The following is an 18209-nucleotide window of genomic DNA, read 5'->3' as shown; positions in this document are numbered from 1 at the left end:
CGCACCCTGGTGTTGCGAGGGCGACCTCGGGCCTTAATGTTGCGGAGTGTCCACGATGTCAAAGGTGTCGGTAGCCACCAAGAGGCTGGTCCTCGGGCGTCCGTTTCGCAGTGATCGGCTCGGTCACACGCTGCTCCCGAAACGGATCGCGCTGCCGGTGTTCGCCTCTGACGCGATGTCGTCGGTGGCCTACGCGCCGCAGGAGATCTTCCTGGTCCTGTCGATCGCCGGTATCAGCGCGTACACCCTCGCTCCGTGGGTGGCGGTGGCCGTGGCGGCCGTCATGGTGGTGGTGGTCGCCAGCTACCGGCAGAACGTCCACGCCTATCCTTCCGGCGGCGGCGACTACGAGGTGGCCACCGTCAACCTGGGCTCCAACGCCGGTCTGACGGTCGCGTCCGCCCTCCTGGTGGACTACGTGCTGACCGTCGCCGTGTCGGTGACTTCGGCCGCGGAGAACATCGGTTCGGCGGTACCGCTGGTGCACGAGCACAAGGTGTGGTTCTGCGTCCTCGGCATCGCGCTGCTGGCCGCGGTGAACCTGCGCGGTATCAAGGAATCCGGTGCGGTCCTCGCGATTCCGACGTATGCGTTCATCGTCGGCGTGCTGTTGATGCTCGGGTGGGGAGCGGTGAAGATCTTCATCCTCGGCGACACCGTCGAGGCCGAGACCTCGGGATTCGGGATCGTCGCCGAACAACCACACCTGATGGGGCTGGCGATGGCCTTCCTCGTCGCGCGGTCGTTCTCGTCCGGCTGCGCCGCGCTGACCGGTGTGGAGGCGATCAGCAACGGTGTGCCCGCGTTCCGGAAGCCGAAGTCGAGGAACGCCGCGACCACCCTGCTGCTGCTCGGCTCCTTCTCGATCGCACTGCTGCTGGGCATCGTGATGCTCGCTCAGAAGATCGGCGCGAAGTACGTCCTCGATCCGGCGAAGGATCTGAGCGGTCTGCCCGACGGCTACCAGCAGAAGTCGATCCTCGCGCAGCTCGCCGAGGCCGTCTTCCGTGGTTTCCCGCCTGGCTTCTACTTCATCGCCGTCGTCACCGCCCTGATCCTGTTGCTCGCGGCCAACACCGCGTTCAACGGTTTCCCGGTGCTCGGCTCGGTGCTCGCGCAGGACCGGTACCTCCCGCGTCAGCTGCACACCCGCGGCGACCGCCTGGCGTTCTCGAACGGCATCGTCTTCCTGGCACTGGCCGCGATCGCCTTCGTCGTCGCCTTCGGAGCCGAGGTCACGTCGCTGATCCAGCTGTACATCGTCGGCGTCTTCGTCTCCTTCACCCTCAGTCAGACCGGCATGGTCCGGCACTGGACCCGCCACCTCAAGACCGAGAGCGATCCCGATGCGCGCTCGCGGATGCGGCGCTCGCGCGTCATCAACGCGATCGGCATGGTGATGACCGGGACGGTGCTGGTGGTGGTGCTGCTGACCAAGTTCACCGCCGGCGCGTGGATGGCGATTCTGGCGATGGTGGTGCTGTTCTGCCTGATGAAGCTGATCCATCGCCACTACTCGGGGATCGTCGAGGAGCTCGAGGCCACCGACCAGTCCGACGAGGTGCTGCCGAGCCGCAGCCACGCCGTGATCCTGGTGTCCACGCTGCACCTGCCGACGCGGCGCGCGCTGCGCTACGCCCGGGCGACGCGCCCCGACACCATCGAGGCGGTGACCGTCAACGTCGACGACCGTGACACTCGCACTCTCGTCAGCGAGTGGGAGGAGAGCGACATCACGGTGCCGCTCAAGGTGCTGGCGTCGCCCTACCGCGAGATCACGCGTCCGATCATCAACTACGTGCGGCGCGTGCGACGCGAGTCGCCGCGCGACGTCATCACCGTCTTCATCCCCGAATACGTGGTCGGACACTGGTGGGAGCAGATCCTGCACAACCAGTCCGCACTGCGCCTCAAGAGCCGCCTGCTGTTCGAGCCCGGGGTGATGGTGACCTCCGTTCCGTGGCAGCTGAACTCCTCGGAGAACCGGGCCCGGCGGGCGGAGCACAATTACCACGCACCCGGCGACGCCCGCCGGGGGTTCTCGGCCAACGAGCAACCGCGGCCCGGATCCGGTTCCCCCTCGGACGGCGGAACCCGGTGAGCCGCCCCGGCGGCCCGCTCACCCTCGAGGTCACCGCGTACGCCAACGGCGGCGCCGGCATCGCGCGGTCGGACGGTCGCGTGGTCTTCGTCGACGGCGCCCTGCCCGGCGAGCGGGTACGCGCCCGGATCACCGACGACTCGCGCAGCAGCTATGCCAAGGCGGCGGTGGAGGAAGTCCTCACCCCGTCCGCGCATCGCGTGGCTCCTCGCTGTCCGGCCGCGGCGGCCGGCGCCGGCTGCTGCGATCTCGCCTTCGTCGAGCCGGCGTACGCGAGGAGGCTGGGCGCGGACGCCCTCGCCGACGTCCTCCGCCGGATCGGCCGATTCGACCTCGACGAACTGCCGCCCCCGGACGTGGAGCCACTCAGCGGAGCGTCCACCGGCTGGCGGATCCGGACGCGGCTCGCGGTGGGCCGAGACGGGCGGGCGGGCCTGCGTGGACGCCGGTCGGCCGAGATCGTCACCGAGCCGTGCGTCGCACCCGTCGCGGGACTGCTCGAGCAGGTGGACGGCCTCGGTGCTCGGCCGGGGACGGAGATCGTGCTGATGGCGGGCACCGACGGCGTGCGGCATGCGGGTGAGCTCGCCGCGCCCCGGGAAGGCGATGTGCGCGGACGCCGTCGCGGCGACGCCGCCCGACGCCGGGCCCAGCGATCGCGCGGGGCCCGCAGTGCGCCCCGAGAGCTGCGCATGCTGGTCGGTGACGGTTCGGTGACCCACCGCGTCGGCGACCGGAGTTGGCGGATACCGGTGACCGGCTTCTGGCAGGCACATCGCAATGCTCCCGAGGTGTACTCGGCCGCCGTGGTCGATCTGCTCGCCGAGGCGGGCGTCGCGGGGACGGTTCACGCGTGGGACCTGTACGGCGGGGCGGGCGTCTTCAGTGCGGCGCTGATCGACGCTGGGCCGAGCCGCGGACTCGACGTCGCATCCGTCGACCTGGTCGACACCGATCCGAGCGCGCTCGCCGCCGCCGCCGCGGTCTTCGGCGCCGATCCGGTGACCACTCATCGGGGCGGCGTCGCCGAGTCCCTCGCCGGCCTGCGGTCACCGCAGGTGGTGGTCAGCGACCCGCCGCGTGCCGGGGCCGGACTGTCGGTGGTGGACGGCGTCGCCGCCGCGGGTCCGGAGGCGGTGGTGCACGTGGGATGCGACGCGGCCTCCTTCGCGCGCGACCTGGGCCGGTACGCGGTCCACGGATACCGGGTGCGCGGCTGGCGGGCCTTCGACGCCTTCCCGCTGACCCATCACATCGAGGCGGTCGCCGTTCTCACGCGGTGAGGGGCTCGGTGACTCTGCGGCGTCCTGTGATCCCGGGCTCAGACCCCGAGTCCGTAGACTGGGTCTGATGCGACGCCGCTCGGGCGGTCGCGGCTGCGAAGGAGGACTACGGATGGGCGTGCTGGATCGGGTGGACTCACCGGCAGACGTACGTGCGTGCTCGCCAGAGGAACTGGCGGAGCTGGCCGACGACATCCGGCAGTTCCTGATTCAGAAGGTCGCGGCCACCGGGGGACACCTGGGCCCCAACCTCGGCGTGGTGGAACTGACCCTCGCGATCCACCGGGTCTTCGACTCGCCGACCGACCCGATCCTGTTCGACACCGGGCACCAGTGCTACGTCCACAAGATCGTCACCGGGCGCAAGGATCGATTCGACACCCTGCGGGAGCAGGGCGGGCTCACCGGGTACCAGGACCGCACCGAGAGCCCGCACGACTGGATCGAGTCCTCGCACGCCTCGGCGGCGCTGTCGAACGCCGACGGTCTCAGCAAGGCCTTCGCCCTGCGCGGCGAGGACCGCACCGTGGTCGCGGTGGTCGGTGACGGCGCGCTCACGGGCGGCATGTGCTGGGAGGCGCTGAACAACATCGCCGACAGCGACCGCTCGGTGGTGATCGTCGTCAACGACAACGGGCGGTCGTACGCGCCCACGATCGGCGGATTGGCACGCAATCTCTCTGCGTTGCGGCTGCAGCCCGGTTACGAGCGCTTCCTGGAGACGGGCCGGCGCACCCTCAAGAGCGTCCCGATGGTCGGCGACGCCGCGTACGCGGTGCTGCACGGGATGAAGAGCGGGGTAAAGGACCTGGTCTCGCCGCAGGCGATGTTCGCCGACCTCGGGATCAAGTACGTCGGCCCGGTCGACGGGCACGACCTGGCCGAGATGGAGGCCGCGCTGCGGCGGGCCAAGGCCTTCGGCGGTCCGGTGATCGTTCACGCCGTGACCCGGAAGGGAAACGGCTACGCCCCGGCCGAGAACGACGAGGCCGAGCAGATGCACTCCACCGGAAAGATCGACCCGCTCACCGGCCGGGCGCTCGCCGAATCGCCGGTCGACTGGACCTCGGTGTTCTCGGAGACGCTCGTGCGCGAGGCCGCCCGCCGACCCGAGGTGGTGGCGATCACCGCCGCGATGCCCGGTCCCACCGGGCTCGCCGCGTTCGGTGAGCGGTACCCGGAGCGGATGTTCGACGTCGGGATCGCCGAACAGCACGGCATGACGTCGGCGGCCGGGTTGGCGCTCGGCGGCATGCATCCGGTCCTCGCCATCTACTCGACCTTTCTGAACCGTGCCTTCGATCAACTGCTGATGGACGTCGCGCTGCTCAAGCTGCCGGTCACGGTGGTGCTCGACAGGTCCGGCATCACCGGTCCGGACGGACCGAGCCACCACGGGATGTGGGACCTGTCGCTGCTGGCGATCGTTCCGGGGATGCGCGTGGCAGCTCCGCGCGACGCCGTCCGGCTGCGCGAGGAACTCGCCGAGGCCCTCGATATCGGCGACGGTCCCTCGGCGGTGCGCTTCGGCAAGGGCCGCGTGCCCGACGACATTCCGGCGGTACGGCGGCTCGGCGACGGCGTCGACGTTCTCGTGGAGGCCGCCGAGCCGGGCGGGGTCCTCATCGTCGCCGTCGGCGGAATGGCGGAGATCGGCATCGGGGCGGCGGAACTCCTGGCCGCCCGCGGTATTCCCGCCACCGTGGTCGACCCGCGCTGGGCGCTGCCCGTCCCCGCATCGATCGCCGACCTGGCCCGCACGCACACCTCGGTGGTGACCATCGAGGACGGCGGCGTGCGCGGGGGTGTCGGAAGCGCGGTGGAGTCGGCGCTGGAGCAGGCGGGCGTCGACGTTCCCGTCCATCGTCGGGGAGTGCCTCAGGAGTTCATCGCACACGCTTCGCGCGAGGCGATCCTCGCCGACTGCGGGCTCACTCCCGCAGGGATCGCCGACTCGGTGATCGCCGACTCGATCGCGACCGGATCCGGGTACGTGTCCCTCGTGGGACCGGAGGAGCCGGTGGAACTGAACGCGCCCGTCACCACCGCGAGCGGGTAGACGCAGAGCCGGCTCAGGGCCGGATCGCGTCCAGGGCCGCGTCGATCGGTGCGGCCACCAGGGCCCGCTGCCACGGTCGGGCACCGCGCTCGGCGAGCCACTCGTCGGCGCCGGCGCTCGGGCCCAGACCCTCCCAGCAGAGGTTGCGCAGCAGGTCGGGGGAGATCAGGTTCTCCTGCGGAACGCCGACCTCCTCCGCGATCGCCCGGACCACCGGACGCACGGCGCCGGCGCGGGCCGCGGCCTCCGGATTGCGCTGCTCCCACCGGTTGTAGGGAGGCGGTCCCACCTGCGAAGTCTTCTTGGCAGGCAGGTCCGACTCGGGCAGTTGCTGGGCCTTCCGGATGGCGCGCATCCAGCGGTCGGCCTGACGCCGCTGGCGCGGTCCGCCGAACACCGGGAGGCTGGTCAGGGCCGCGGTATCGGTCGGATTCGCCGTGGCCGCGGTGACGATGGCCGAGTCGGGAAGCACCCGGCCCGGCGCGATGTCGCGGCGCTGCGCGATCTCCTCCCGCGCCGTCCAGAGCTCGCGCACCACCGCGAGTTGACGCTGAGTGCGCAGGTTGTGGATGTTCGACGTCCGCCGCCAGCGGTCGGTGCGCGGCGGCGCGGGCGGGCGCCGGAGGACGTGGGCGAACTCCTGAGCCGCCCACTCGCCGCGGCCGCGTTCGTCCAGCGCGCCGGCGACGGCGTTGCGCAGTTCGATGAGGACCTCGACGTCCAGGGCGGCGTAATTGAGCCAGTCCGCCGGCAGCGGTCGGCGCGACCAGTCGGCCGCGCCGTGACCTTTCGCGAGACCGAGGTGCAGGAATTCGGCGACCATCGCCGCAAGATTGACCTTCGGGAAGTCGAGGAGCCGACCCGCCAGCTCCGTGTCGAACAACGACTCGGTCCGGAAGCCGAGCTCGCGCAGGCAGGGCAGGTCCTGGTCGGCGGCGTGCAGGATCCACTCGGGCCCGTCGAGGGCGTCGATGACCGGCTCCAGTGCATCCGGGTGCGCGATCGGATCGATCAGAAAGCTGCCCGATCCGGCGCGCCTGAGCTGGATCAGATAAGCGCGCTGCGAATAGCGGTAGCCGCTGGCGCGCTCAGTGTCGACCGCGATGGGGCCCGAGCCGTCGCGCAGCCGGCGTGCGGCTTCGGCGAACTCGTCCGCGGTGGCGAGCACCGGCGGGACTCCCTCGCGCGGCGAAGTGAGTGGCGTGACGTCGGGCGCGACGGCCGGCTCGGGCTGGGCCCGCGGGTCCACCCGCGGCTGTTCGCCGGTCGAACCGGTCGAGGCTTCGGTCACGAGGACTGGACCGGGCCGAGCGCGGTCACCCCGGCCGGCGGCAGCCCCGCAGCCGAGGCGAGGACCTCGCAGAATGCCTCGAGATGTGCGGCGAGCCGGGGACTGGTGGCCGTCCACGACGCGCGGAGTTCGAGCTGGTGGGCCTGCGGGGGGCCGGCGATGTCGCCGTACCGCACAGACGTGGTGGCGGTGACCGTGCCGCCGAGGGCCCGAACCATCGGTACGTCGGACCCGAGCGGGGGATCGGATTCGGTGGCGCCGTCGGGGACGCCGAGCGCCTCCGACAGCCACGTCCACGCCACCTGCGGCAGCAGCGGATCGGCTGCGAGGGCGGCCTCCACCTCGGCCTGAATGAAGGCGACGAGCCGGAAGGTTCCGTTCCACGCCTCCTGGCCTGCGGGGTCGTACAGCAAGACGAGTCTGCCGAAGGCGCTGCCGGAGGAATCGTCGGCGACCAGCGCGGGATCGCCGGACTCGGGCGGGCTGACCTCGACGCCGAGGGCGTAGCTGTACGGCGCCAGGCGCTGCGGCGGGCGGATCGAGCCGATCTCGATCTCGCGGCGCACGGCGGCGTCGTGGAGCGAAGCCACCGCATCACGGAATTCGGCGGGCTCGCTCGGGGCTCCAGAAGTGGTCACGGCGTCAGGTTAGGCCCCCGCTCCTGCCAGTTGGCGGAGGCGCGCCGCAAGCTGAAACGACGATAAGTGAGCGGCCTCACGCGCCGGCGCCGGTACGGGTGCGGCATATCACCCGGACGGAGCACAGGGAGGCCGCGGGCGGTGCGCGGATGGTGGCGGGCGCGGGCAATGATGGCAGAGTTGTCCGTATGACTTCGATTCGAGGCCGACGTTCGCCGGGCCGGATGCCGTTGATCGCCGCCGCCACGGGCGGCACCCCTTCTCGCCGACCCGTGTGGTTCATGCGCCAGGCGGGCCGTTCACTGCCGGAGTATCGCGAGATCCGTGCCGGGCGCGGGATGCTCGAATCCTGCTTCGATCCGGAACTGGTGGCCGAGATCACCATGCAGCCGGTGCGCAGGCACGACACCGACGCAGCGATCCTGTTCTCCGACATCGTGGTCCCGCTGCGAGCTGCGGGGATCGACCTGGACATCGTGGCCGGGACGGGCCCGGTCATCGCCTCGCCGATCCGGACCGCGCGTGATGTGGCGTCGATCCCGCGCCTGGACCCCGCTTCGGTCGGCGCCGTGACCGCGGCCATCGGCATGATCCTCGGTGAACTGGCGGACGAGAAGTCGCTGATCGGCTTCGCGGGTGCACCGTTCACCCTCGCCTCGTATCTGATCGAGGGCGGACCCAGCCGCACCTACGAGCACACCAAGGCGATGATGCTGGCCGAGCCGGAGCTGTGGCATTCGCTGATGGGGCGGCTCACCGACATCACCATCGCGTTCCTGCGCGCCCAGCTCGACGCCGGCGTCGACGCCGTTCAGCTGTTCGACTCCTGGGCGGGAACGCTGTCGAAGGCAGCGTACGAGGAGTTCGTAGCGCCGCACTCGTCTCGAGTGATGGCGGAGGTCGCCGAGTACGGGGTGCCGCGCATCCACTTCGGTGTCGGCACCGGAGAGATCCTCGGCTCGATGACCGACGTGGGCGCCGACGTCATCGGCGTCGACTGGCGCATCCCGCTCGACGAGGCCGCGGCCCGCGTCGGGCACCGCGTCGCGGTCCAGGGCAACCTCGATCCGACGGTTCTGCTGGCCGGCGACGACGCGGTCCTCGAGCGCGAGATCGATCGAGTGGTGGCGGCCGGACGGCGAGCCGTCGACGCGGGCGCCCCGGGACACATCTTCAATCTCGGGCACGGCGTCTTGCCGAACACCGACGCCGGCGTGGTGACGCGCGCGGTCGAGCTCATTCACTCGCTGTGACCGGCGGGCGGTCGGGGGACCGGAACCGGGTCGCGGTGATCGGGGCCGGTGTATCCGGTCTGACCGCCGCCCACCGCCTGCGGCGCGAGCTCGGAGCACAGGCGCGGATCGACGTCTACGACGCGGCTGACCGGCCGGGCGGCCTGCTGTGCACCCGCACCGTCGGCGGTACCGCGGTGGACGTCGGCGCCGAGGCGTTCATCGTGCGCCGTCCCGAAGCACTGGCGCTGGTGACCGAACTCGGTCTGGCCGACCGCGTGGTGGCCCCGGGACCGATGCGGCCGGCGATCTGGTCCGGGGGAGCGCTGCACGACCTCCCGGCCCCGGCTCTGATGGGCATCCCGGCGGGTCCGGCACCGTTCGCGGATCTCGCGGCCGCCGACGACCTGGAGCGGATGGCGGCCGAGGAGCGGACTCCGCTGGAGTGGACTCCCGGAGCCGATCCGTCGGTGGGGGAGCTGGTGGGTGAGCGGTACGGACGGTCGGTGGTGGCGCGCGGGGTGGACCCGATGCTCGGCGGCGTGTACTCGGCGCTCGCCGATCAGCTCGGACTGCGCGAAGCCGTGCCCGCACTGGCTCGCGCCCTCGACGCGGGCGCTGCGTCGCTGAGCGCCGCCGTTCGGACCGTGCTCGACGCCGGCGCTGGGGGAACGGGCCCGGTGTTCGGCGCGCTCGCCGGCGGATATCGGGAACTGGTGTCCGCGCTGGTCGAGGCCGCGGGCGCCGACCTGAGACTCGGTACCGAGGTGGTCGGGCTGCGGCCGATCGCCGACGGCGCCGCGGTGCTGGTCGCCGGTTCGGGTGAGCCCCGGGCGGTGGAGTACGACGCGGTGATCGTCGCCGTTCCGATCTGGACGGCCGCCCGCCTCCTGTCGGAGGCGGCTCCGGCCGCGGCCGCGGTGTTCGGCGAGGTCGCACCCGCGGGCTCGGCCGTCGTGGCTCTCGCGGTGCCCGCCGCGACCCCGCTGCCCGAGCATTCCGGCGTACTGGTCGCGACCGACGCCGGCCTCCGGCTGAAGGCGATCACGCTGAGCAGCCAGAAGTGGCCGCATCTGCGACACGGTGACGTGCGGACGCTGCGGACCTCGTTCGGACGGCTCGGCGACCCGGTGACGGCGAGCGACACCGAACTCGTCGACGCCTCGGTCGCCGACCTCGGCACGGTCTTCGCCGCCGCCGGACTGCCCGCGCCCCAGGTCGCCGACGCGGTGGTGCAGCGCTGGCCGCACGGACTGCCGCACTACGCACCGGGGCATCTCGCCCGAGTCCGCGAGGCGGTGGCCGGACTGCCCTCCCGGATCGGGGTCGCCGGGTCCGGTTACGCCGGAGTCGGAGTGCCCGCCTGCATCGGCACCGCGGATGCGGCCGTGGGAGAAATCACCGCCGACCTGCGGACCTGACGTTCCGCCCGAGTCGGGCCGGTGGCACGATGGAGGCATGAGTCGCCTGGATTACGCCGAACTGAATGCAACCATCCGATACCTGATGTTCTCGGTCTTCAAAGTCCGGGCGGGCGAGCTGCCGGCGGACCGTGACGAGGTGGCCGCCGATCTCGAGCGTTTCCTCGCCGAGGTCGCCGACAAGGGCGTGGTGGTGCGCGGCATCTACGACATCGCCGGCATGCGCGGCGACGCCGACTTCATGTTCTGGTGGCACGCGGAGACCATCGAGCAGTTGCAGGACGCCTACTCGACCTTCCGCCGGAGCACCGTCCTGGGCCGGGCGTCCGACCCGTTCTGGAGCGGCTCGGCGCTGCACCGTCCGGCGGAGTTCAACAAGAGCCACATCCCGGCGTTCCTCGCGGGCGAGGAGCCCGGTGCGTACATCTGCGTGTACCCCTTCGTGCGGTCGTACGACTGGTACCTGCTGCCCGACGCCGACCGGCGCAAGATGCTCGCCGATCACGGCAAGGAGGCGCGCGACTACAAGGACGTGCGGGCCAACACGGTCCCGGCGTTCGCGCTCGGCGACTACGAGTGGATCCTGGCCTTCGAGGCGCCGGAACTGCATCGGATCGTCGACCTGATGCGCGACCTGCGCGCCACCGAGGCGCGCCGCCACGTGCGCGTGGAGATCCCGTTCTTCACCGGACCGCGCGTGGACGCCGCCAAGCTGGCCCGCTCGCTGCCCTGATCGGGACCGCGCGCCGGGCAGGGTTCACTCGGCCTCGAAGGTGAGGCTGATGGAGTTGATGCAATAGCGCAGGTCGGTCGGGGTGTCGTAGCCCTCGCCGGCGAAGACGTGACCGAGGTGGCTGTGGCAGTTGGCGCACAGCACCTCGGTCCGCGTCATTCCCAGCGAGTCGTCGACACGCTCGATGATCCGGTCGCCGGCGAGCGGGGAGAAGAACGACGGCCATCCGCAGTGCGACTCGAACTTCGTCGTACTCCGGAACAGTTCGGCGCCGCAGGCGCGGCAACGGTAGACGCCGACATCGGTCTTGTCGGTGTACTCACCGACGAAGGGCCGTTCGGTGCCGGCTTCGCGCAGCACGTGGAACTCCTGCGGAGTGAGGCGTTCACGCCACTGCTCGTCGGTGAGCTGGGACAGGTCGGCAGGCTGGTCGGTCATGCCGTCCAGGGTAGCGCTCAGGCGGCGGGGACGGGCCCGTCGTGGACCGAGCCGCCGTCGCTCGAGCCCCCGTCGACGGAGCCGCCGCTCGCATCCGCTTCACGCAGATCGAGGTAGCGGAACAGCAGCACGCAGAACACCGAGATCATCAGCAGCGACCAGCCGAGCGGAACCTTGTTGTATTCGAGATACCGGCCGAACGGTTCCCATTTCTTCGAGTCGAAGACGTCGAAGGTCATGCAGCCGTACACGCCCAGCCAGGCCGGCCAGTTCCGCATGGTCGAGCCGGTCTGGAAGACGGTCATCAGCAGCGGGAACAGCAGCATCGAGTAGTAGCCCTGGCCCAGCGATCCCACGAGGAACGTGGTGCCGAGCAGAACGCCCGACGAGGTCGCGAGCCAGAGCAACTCGTCGCTCCGGCGGTAGTAGCGGTAGAGGAACCACAGCGAGAAGACGGCCATCACCACGAACGCGACCCGCAGCAGCCACGCCAGCCAGGAGTCGACGCCGAAGTAGGCGGCGTTGCCGGTGATGGAGCTGTTGTAGTAGTCGCGCGACTCGCCGAGGTACGGGACGGTGCGGTGGACGAAGTCCATCGGGTCCTTCGACAACGGCCACGCCAACACATTCAGCACCAGCGGCACACCGATCGCGGTGATCAGGATCTTCCACTGGCGGTTCAGCAGCACCAGCAGGAGCAGCGGCGCGAGTACCGGCTTGACGGCGAGCGTGAGACCGATCGCGACGCCGGCCCACAGGTCGTGTCTGCGCATCATCAGCATCATGAACGCCAGCATCCCGAGCAGGACGAAACCGTTGAAGTTGGTGAAGATCAGCGTGTGCGCCACGGTCTCGGTGCTGAAGAAGAAGAGCAGGAGCGCCGGGAACACCCAGGAGTCGAAGGAGTAGCCGAACATCCTGGTCAACAGGTAGGCGCAGAGAATGAGCACCACCACGCTCGCCGCGATGAACAGCCAACGGGAGTACTCCGGGTTCAGAACCGCGAGCGGCGCCATCAGCATGGTGCCCGACGGCGGGTACAGGTAGTGCGGATCGACCGTGCTGTAGTTCTCGTTGTAGACCGGCAGCCGGTTGAGGAAGTTGAACGCGGCGTTGTAGACGGGCGTGAAGTCGTCGGTCCGGTGTCCGTTGACTCCGAGGATCAGCGACCGCTGAATGATCATCATCACCGAGATCGGCCACAGAATCAGCGAGATGATCCGCTGCGACTCCACGCGCGGATACAGGTAGCGCTCTACAACGTTCACCCGCGCACCGTACTACACCACGGTGTCAGGCCGGACAGGCGCGCTCGCTCGGCGCGCCCAGCGGAGCCGGGCCGAGATATTCGCCGATCAGGTCGCCCGCGCACGTGGAATTGGCGGCCACCGAGTAGCCGAGACCGTCCCACGAGACGGTGGTCTGAGCCGTGTCGGCCGCCAGCATCAGCGGCGTGAGATCGTCGGCCGCGGCGGCGCCGTTGATCGGATCGTTCTGGCCGACGAGCACCAGCGGGTCGACCGCGAAGCGCTCCGGCGCGGCGGGCGAGTCGGCGACGCCCCAGCCGTCGCACCGGACGAGATCGAGTGCCGTGGTGCCGGCGGTCAGCGGATTCTGCGCGTTCCAGTCGCGCGCGAGGGCGGGGATCTCGTCGGTGCCCGGACGCCCGCGCATGTCGTTGCAGCGGGCCACGATCTGGCCGTCGGCCAGGCGGAGCGAGCGAGCCCGGTCCGCGAGCTTGCGCAGGGCACCCGTGTCGCCGCGGTCGGCGGCGGTGAGCGCCGTACTCAGTTCGCGCAGTCCGTCCGGGGAGGTGTCGCCGACCGCGAGCGCGGTGGTGAGTGCGTCGAGGACCTGTGTGTCTGACAGTGCGCCCTCCTGTCCGCCCGCGCCCGACGACATCAGCCGGCCGAGGACCGCAGCCCCGCCCGCGCCGAGCGAACAGCCCGCCCCGGCACAGCGCTGCGTGAACGCGGTGAGGGTGGCCTGCAGGCCACGGGCGCGGCTCTGGGCGGCGGCCTTCGCGGACACGTTGTAGCCGACCGGGGAGTCGAGGATCAGCCGGCCGACGTGGTCCGGGTGCGCGGCGGCGAACGCGAGGGCCACCGACGACCCGGTTCCGACCGACAGGATCGCGAGCCGGTCGACGTCCCAGCGCTGGCGCAGTTGCTCGAGGTCTTCGCCCGCCGCCGCGGCCGAGTAGTCGAGCTGGTCCGGTGTCAGCGTGTCGTTGCACTGGTCGGCGGCCGCGCGCGCCGCCTCCGACAGTTTCTCGGCGCGTGCCGCGACATCGCGTCCGTCACCCGCACCGTTGTCGTCGTAGACGCTGCGCTGCGTGGTGGTCATGCAGTCGATCAGACCGGACGTGCCGATCCCGCGATGGTCGACGGCGATCACCGGACGGCGATCCAGGATGCCGTGGTCGGCGCCCGTCGCGAACGACAGCAGGGTCCGCGAACTCGGCATGTCCTCTCCGCTCGTCAACACGAGCGGCACGGCGCCGGCCGGCGTGGCGTCGGTGCGGGCGCGGACGACGCCGACCTTGATCGTGGTGCCCGACTGCTGCGCCGGGTCCACCGGGACGTCCAGCCGCGCGCAGTCGAGCTTCACACCGTCGGGAACGGTGACGCCGTACCTCTGTGCGATCGACCCCGCGCACTGGCGCCAGTTCAAGTCCTTCTTCGGCGCCTGCAGGGCGGGCTGCTCCGGTGCGCCGGTCGCCTGCCCGCCCTCGTCGTCCCCGCGCACGATCTCGGGACCGGTGTCCGGACCGACCGCGCAGCCGCCGACGGACGCGGCCAGGATGAGCGCGGTCAGGACTGCGGCGAACCGGGAGACCGCCGATGCTCCAGCGGTCCGCGGGCGTCCGGGTGAATGCATGACCGCGAGCCTAGTCGGCGCGCTCCCACAGTTGATACAGATACCCTTCGGCGTCGCCGAGCATGTGCCGCAGACGCATCGGCCCGGGAAGGGAATCGGCCGTCCGGGCGGGGACCTCGGTGCCGTGCGCGATGCGGGGTGCGTCGCCGCCGACTAGCGCGGGGCTGACCGTCAACGCCAGTTCGTCGAGCAGACCGGCGGCCGCGAGATCGGCGAGGAACCGGGGACCGCCCTCGCACAGCACATGCCGCAACCCACGCCGGGCGAGCTCGTCGATCACCGCCCGCGGCTGCACCGACGACTCACCGCAGTCGACCACGGTGGCGCCGGCGTCGAGCAGTCGGCGCCGCGCGTCTCGCGGGGCGTCGCTGCACGTGGCGATGAGGACGTCGGGGTGCCGCGCCGTGGTGAAGTCGGCGGGCAGGTTCAGCGATCGCGACGCGAGGACCAGCAGCGGCGCGGCCGACTGGCCGCGGGCGGCGCGGCCCGGTGCGTGACGGGGCTCGACGACCGGTGGTCCGTACCCCTCCGTGACCGCGGTCTGCGCACCCACGACGATCGCGTCGGCCAGTGCGCGCTGCAGGTGGAAGACGGTGTGGTCGCCGTCGGATCCCAACGCGCCCGACCGACCCTGCGCGGTGGCGGCGCCGTCGATGCTGGCGATCATGTTGGCGCGGACCACCGGTTCGCCGGACGGCGGAAAAGAATAGACCTGCGCCAGTCCGTCTGCTGTGACATCAGTCGCTTTCTGCAGGATGAACATGAGTCCATCATGGTGCCGGTCGTTACCCTTGCCTAATGCTGGCACGACTTAGCGATCGGAATCCGGTCCTGGCTCCCGACCAACTCATCGGCGAGATGGTTCCGCCGACGATGTTCGACGAGGTGAGCTTCGACTCGTACATCCCCGACCCCGATGAGCCCAGCCAGACCGCGGCGGTGAACGCCGCCCGCGACTTCGTCGCCCGCGCATCCAAGGTCCGCAGCGGCGGAAAGAAGAGCTTCTTCCGCAAGTCCGCCGCACCCCAGGGGATCGGGCTCTACCTCGACGGCGGCTTCGGCGTCGGCAAGACGCACCTGCTGGCGTCGATCTACCACGCGATGCCGGGGCCCAAGGCGTTCGCGACGTTCGGCGAGGTCACCAATGTGGTCGGCGCCCTCGGTTACATCGACGCGCTGGAACGGCTGTCGGGACACAGCGTCCTCTGCATCGACGAGTTCGAGCTCGACGATCCGGGCGACACGATGGTGGTCTCGCGGCTGCTCACCGAGCTCACCGCCCGCGGCGTCTCCATCGTCGCCACGTCCAACACGCTGCCCGGACAGCTCGGCGAAGGCCGGTTCGCCGCGAGCGACTTCCTGCGCGAGATCCAGAAGCTGTCGTCGATCTTCGAGACCATCCGCGTCGACGGTCCCGACTACCGGCACCGCGACCTTCCGCCCGCACCGGAGCCGATGTCCGACGAGGAACTCGAGCGTCAGGCCGAGAACACCGTCGGGGCGACCCTCGACACCTTCGACGACCTGATCGCGCATCTGGCGAAGCTGCACCCGTCGAAGTACAAGTCGCTGGTCGACGGCGTGTCGCTGGTATGCATCTCCGACGTGCGTCCCGCGCCGGACCAGGCGGTGGCACTGCGCCTGGTGGCGCTGGCCGACCGGTTGTACGACGCGGAGATCCCGGTGAGCATCTCCGGGGTCAAGCTCGACGAACTGTTCACCCCGGAGATGCTGGCCGGCGGCTACCGCAAGAAGTATCTGCGCGCCACCTCGCGGCTGCTGGCCCTCTCCCGATTCGCGGAGGCGAATGACTGAGGCGCCGATGACTGACGTGCAAGGCCCACTGATCCTGCTGTCCCTCGGGGCGGGCGCTCTGTTGGAGTACCTGCCGCCGGTTGCCGGTGCGGCGCACGACGCCACCGAACCGCGTCGTCTGCGGATCGGCTACATCGACGAGGCTCAGCGTCATCTGCTCGACGCGCCGTTCACCGGACCCGAACGCGAGCGGCTCGTCCGGTTCGGGTACGACGTCGTCGATGTCGACCTCCGCAAGAGCGGCTTCGAGGAGGCTCTGGCCTGTGTCGACGCCTTCTACGTCTCGGGAGGCGACACCTTCGCGCTGATGTCCGGGCTGCGCCGCAGCGGCGCCGACAAGGTGATCGCCGAACGGGTCCGCGCCGGGACTCCCTACGTCGGCCTCAGTGCGGGAGCCGTGGCGGCAGGGCCGGACGTGGAGCCCGCAGCGTTGATGGACGACCCGGGTCTGGGTCTCGACCTGGCCGATTTTCGGGGACTCGGACTCACCGACACCGTCGTGATCCCGCATGCGGACGGACAGTTGCCGCCGTATCCCACCGAACTGATCGACCGGACGCTGAATGAGTACGGCGACCGGTTCACACTGCTGCCGCTGTACGACGATCAAGCGTTGATCGTCGACGCCGCCGGATCGCGCGTGGTGCCGTCGGCCGAACCCACCGTGTGAGGGTTCAGCTCTCGCGGGCCAGCACGAAGTCGTGCTCGATGGCGCCGTTCATGTTGAAGCTCTTGGTGCCGATCTGGCGGAAGCCCATCTTCGCGTAATACCTCTTCGCGCGTTCGTTGCCCGAGTGCACGCCGAGCCACACCAGGGTCGCACCGCGGTCGCGGGCGGCGTCGACAGCCGCGTTCATCAGGGCGTGAGACGGCCGGAGCTCGCTGTGGGCGGCATGATGCTCGGGCCGCACGTACATCTTGGAGATCTCGGTGACCGTCCCGTTCGCGACGGCGGCGGCACCGGCCGGGAACGCGTCGACCGCCGCGCGCACGTCGGGGTCGGCCGGGAGATCGTGGACCAGCAGCGCGTAGCCGACGATGGGGCCGCCGGCACCGGTCCGCGCGACGAGTACCTGCTTGCGCGGGTCCGCAAGGTACTCGGCGAACCGTGCGGCGGAGAGCACCTGCTCGATGTGCGCGGCGATGTTCTCCGGTGTCGAGTGCGGCGGGCAGGCGAGCGGGAAGGTCGCGGCGGCGACGTCGGCGATCGCGGGAGCGAGGCCGGGATCGGTGACCGTCTCGATCAACAGACCGGCGTCGCCGGCGGCCGATTGCGCTGAAGTCGCAGATTGCGTCACATACCGATTGTGCCTTGTTCCGGTGCGGCGGCACGACACGGTACCCCGCGTCCTGGTGCAATGGAATCCTGGTGCAATGGAAGCTGTATGGAGGCTGTACCGCCAACGACCGTGAGGACGCCCGTGGATCCACTGTTCGTCACCCTGTTCCAGACTCGGATCGATCCCGGCCTGACGGCTGCGAGACTGCTCGAGCAGATCCGTGCCGACTGGGGCGAGTTGCTCGACTCCGAGTTCGACTCAGTTGTGGTCGAGACACAACGAGGCGAGGGACCGGAGTCCCCGCCGGTGTTCGTGACCGCTTTCGACGAGGTCCGGGTGCTCGTGGCGGGCGTCGACGTGCCGCACGGACTCGACGTCGCCGACGCGGCTCAGGGCAGTCCGCTGTGGAGTGCGGAGGCCGAGCTGCCCGACCCGGACGGGCCGTCCCTCGTCGTCGCGGCGTCGTCGGAGGCGGTGCTCGCCGGCCCGGTATTCGACGATGCGGTTCTCGACGACGCGGTTCTCGGTGACGACCGTGACCTCATCGAGGAGGCGACGCTGATCTCACGGGTGGTGACCTCACTGCTGGCCTGCACCGACTCGGTGCGGGCGGTGTACATGCACACCTCCGAGCAGATCGCCGAGCCCTCGGCGTACCGGCGCGCGGCGCTGGAGGTCTCGCCTGACCTGCCGCTGATGCTGTGGGTCGATTTCATGGTCGCCGACGAGGCCGGACTGGTGTCGGCGGAGACGATCGGGATGTCGGAGCTGGGGTTGCTCGACATCGAGGTCACCGACAGCACACTGCCGGCCGAACAGGTGGTGAAGGTCGTCGTCGACACCGCCGTCCTGATGTACGACGACGGTCCGGTCATCGGTGACGGTGACGTCCTCGGGACCGACAGCGGCGACTTCACCGCGCGCATCGCCCCGTCGAAGTACGACGCCGAGCACATCGTCCTGCACCTCGTGCCGCCGACGGCGGCCGCCAACCGTGCCGAGCGTCGCGCCGCGGCGCGGAAGAAGAAGCGTCGCTGA

16 protein-coding genes are annotated in these 18209 nt (G+C 70.3%); 9 read left to right on the top strand and 7 right to left on the bottom strand.

Annotated features, from left to right (window positions below; all coding sequences use genetic code 11):
• The first annotated feature begins 46 nt into the window (after window positions 1-46).
• The 3 genes from ACE11G_RS09730 to dxs all read left to right on the top strand — a co-directional run bounded on the left by ACE11G_RS09730 (window position 47) and on the right by dxs (window position 5443).
• Window positions 47-2101 carry an APC family permease gene (locus tag ACE11G_RS09730; RefSeq protein WP_051999635.1) on the top strand — a complete coding sequence of 685 codons (2055 nt, stop codon included), beginning with the start codon at window positions 47-49 and terminating at the stop codon, window positions 2099-2101.
• Window positions 2098-3384 (top strand): class I SAM-dependent RNA methyltransferase, encoded by a 1287-nt coding sequence (locus ACE11G_RS09725; protein ID WP_375001995.1) that lies wholly within the window; start codon window positions 2098-2100, stop codon window positions 3382-3384. Before ACE11G_RS09730 ends, ACE11G_RS09725 begins: the two co-directional genes overlap by 4 nt.
• Window positions 3385-3496: 112 nt before the next feature.
• Complete coding sequence (gene dxs / locus ACE11G_RS09720) at window positions 3497-5443, top strand: 1-deoxy-D-xylulose-5-phosphate synthase (RefSeq protein ID WP_375001993.1); 1947 nt, start codon at window positions 3497-3499, stop codon at window positions 5441-5443.
• A 13-nt stretch (window positions 5444-5456) separates the two neighbouring features.
• Here dxs and ACE11G_RS09715 read toward each other — a convergent pair whose 3' ends face one another.
• Together ACE11G_RS09715 and ACE11G_RS09710 are read right to left on the bottom strand one after the other, a co-directional pair.
• Complete coding sequence (locus ACE11G_RS09715) at window positions 5457-6734, bottom strand: ribonuclease D (protein ID WP_375001991.1); 1278 nt, start codon at window positions 6732-6734, stop codon at window positions 5457-5459.
• Complete coding sequence (locus ACE11G_RS09710; protein WP_081598103.1) at window positions 6731-7372, bottom strand: DUF3000 domain-containing protein; 642 nt, start codon at window positions 7370-7372, stop codon at window positions 6731-6733. The genes ACE11G_RS09715 and ACE11G_RS09710 overlap by 4 nt, the downstream gene beginning before the upstream one ends.
• A 224-nt stretch (window positions 7373-7596) precedes the next feature.
• On the opposite strand from ACE11G_RS09710, the gene hemE reads away from it, so the two are divergent.
• Genes hemE through hemQ form a run of 3 tightly spaced genes read left to right on the top strand, consistent with a single transcriptional unit; the run spans window position 7597 to window position 10758 of the window.
• Complete coding sequence (gene hemE / locus ACE11G_RS09705; RefSeq protein ID WP_039867371.1) at window positions 7597-8625, top strand: uroporphyrinogen decarboxylase; 1029 nt, start codon at window positions 7597-7599, stop codon at window positions 8623-8625.
• A complete protein-coding gene (hemG, locus tag ACE11G_RS09700) occupies window positions 8622-10025 on the top strand; it encodes a protoporphyrinogen oxidase (RefSeq protein ID WP_375001989.1) in 1404 nt (467 codons plus the stop codon). Before hemE ends, hemG begins: the two co-directional genes overlap by 4 nt.
• 37 nt (window positions 10026-10062) lie before the next feature.
• Entirely contained in the window at window positions 10063-10758 is a 696-nt protein-coding gene (gene hemQ / locus ACE11G_RS09695) for a hydrogen peroxide-dependent heme synthase (protein ID WP_006896355.1), read from the top strand.
• Window positions 10759-10782: 24 nt separating this feature from the next.
• On the opposite strand, the gene msrB is transcribed toward hemQ, so the two are convergent.
• From msrB to ACE11G_RS09675, 4 genes are read right to left on the bottom strand one after another with little or no spacing between them, the layout of a single operon-like run.
• A complete protein-coding gene (gene msrB / locus ACE11G_RS09690) occupies window positions 10783-11196 on the bottom strand; it encodes a peptide-methionine (R)-S-oxide reductase MsrB (RefSeq protein WP_006896356.1) in 414 nt (137 codons plus the stop codon).
• A gap of 17 nt (window positions 11197-11213) precedes the next feature.
• Window positions 11214-12464 carry a glycosyltransferase family 87 protein gene (locus tag ACE11G_RS09685; RefSeq protein ID WP_375001986.1) on the bottom strand — a complete coding sequence of 417 codons (1251 nt, stop codon included), beginning with the start codon at window positions 12462-12464 and terminating at the stop codon, window positions 11214-11216.
• Between the two features lie 25 nt (window positions 12465-12489).
• The gene (locus ACE11G_RS09680) at window positions 12490-14076 is read right to left on the bottom strand and encodes an alpha/beta fold hydrolase (protein WP_375001984.1); all 1587 of its coding nucleotides are present in this window, start codon (window positions 14074-14076) and stop codon (window positions 12490-12492) included.
• Window positions 14077-14086: 10 nt separating this feature from the next.
• On the bottom strand, window positions 14087-14839 hold the full coding sequence (locus tag ACE11G_RS09675) for a dihydrofolate reductase family protein (RefSeq protein ID WP_375001982.1): 753 nt from the start codon (window positions 14837-14839) through the stop codon (window positions 14087-14089).
• Window positions 14840-14874: 35 nt separating this feature from the next.
• On the opposite strand from ACE11G_RS09675, the gene zapE reads away from it, so the two are divergent.
• Both zapE and ACE11G_RS09665 read left to right on the top strand, forming a co-directional pair.
• Window positions 14875-15891, top strand: coding sequence for a cell division protein ZapE (gene zapE / locus ACE11G_RS09670; RefSeq protein ID WP_045537626.1), 1017 nt, complete (start codon window positions 14875-14877; stop codon window positions 15889-15891).
• Between the two features lie 7 nt (window positions 15892-15898).
• Window positions 15899-16561: a Type 1 glutamine amidotransferase-like domain-containing protein gene (locus tag ACE11G_RS09665; RefSeq protein WP_375001979.1), complete on the top strand. Its 663-nt coding sequence runs from the start codon at window positions 15899-15901 to the stop codon at window positions 16559-16561.
• A gap of 4 nt (window positions 16562-16565) precedes the next feature.
• Here the strand turns inward: ACE11G_RS09665 and ACE11G_RS09660 are convergent, their stop codons facing one another.
• The gene (locus ACE11G_RS09660; RefSeq protein ID WP_375001977.1) at window positions 16566-17189 is read right to left on the bottom strand and encodes a GNAT family N-acetyltransferase; all 624 of its coding nucleotides are present in this window, start codon (window positions 17187-17189) and stop codon (window positions 16566-16568) included.
• Between the two features lie 123 nt (window positions 17190-17312).
• Between ACE11G_RS09660 and ACE11G_RS09655 the strand changes: the two genes are divergently transcribed.
• Window positions 17313-18209: a DUF4261 domain-containing protein gene (locus ACE11G_RS09655; RefSeq protein ID WP_375001975.1), complete on the top strand. Its 897-nt coding sequence runs from the start codon at window positions 17313-17315 to the stop codon at window positions 18207-18209.

Source organism: Gordonia sp. PS3 (assembly GCF_041950545.1).
Lineage (GTDB): Bacteria > Actinomycetota > Actinomycetes > Mycobacteriales > Mycobacteriaceae > Gordonia > Gordonia sihwensis.
This window is presented reverse-complemented; position numbering and strand designations above follow the sequence as displayed.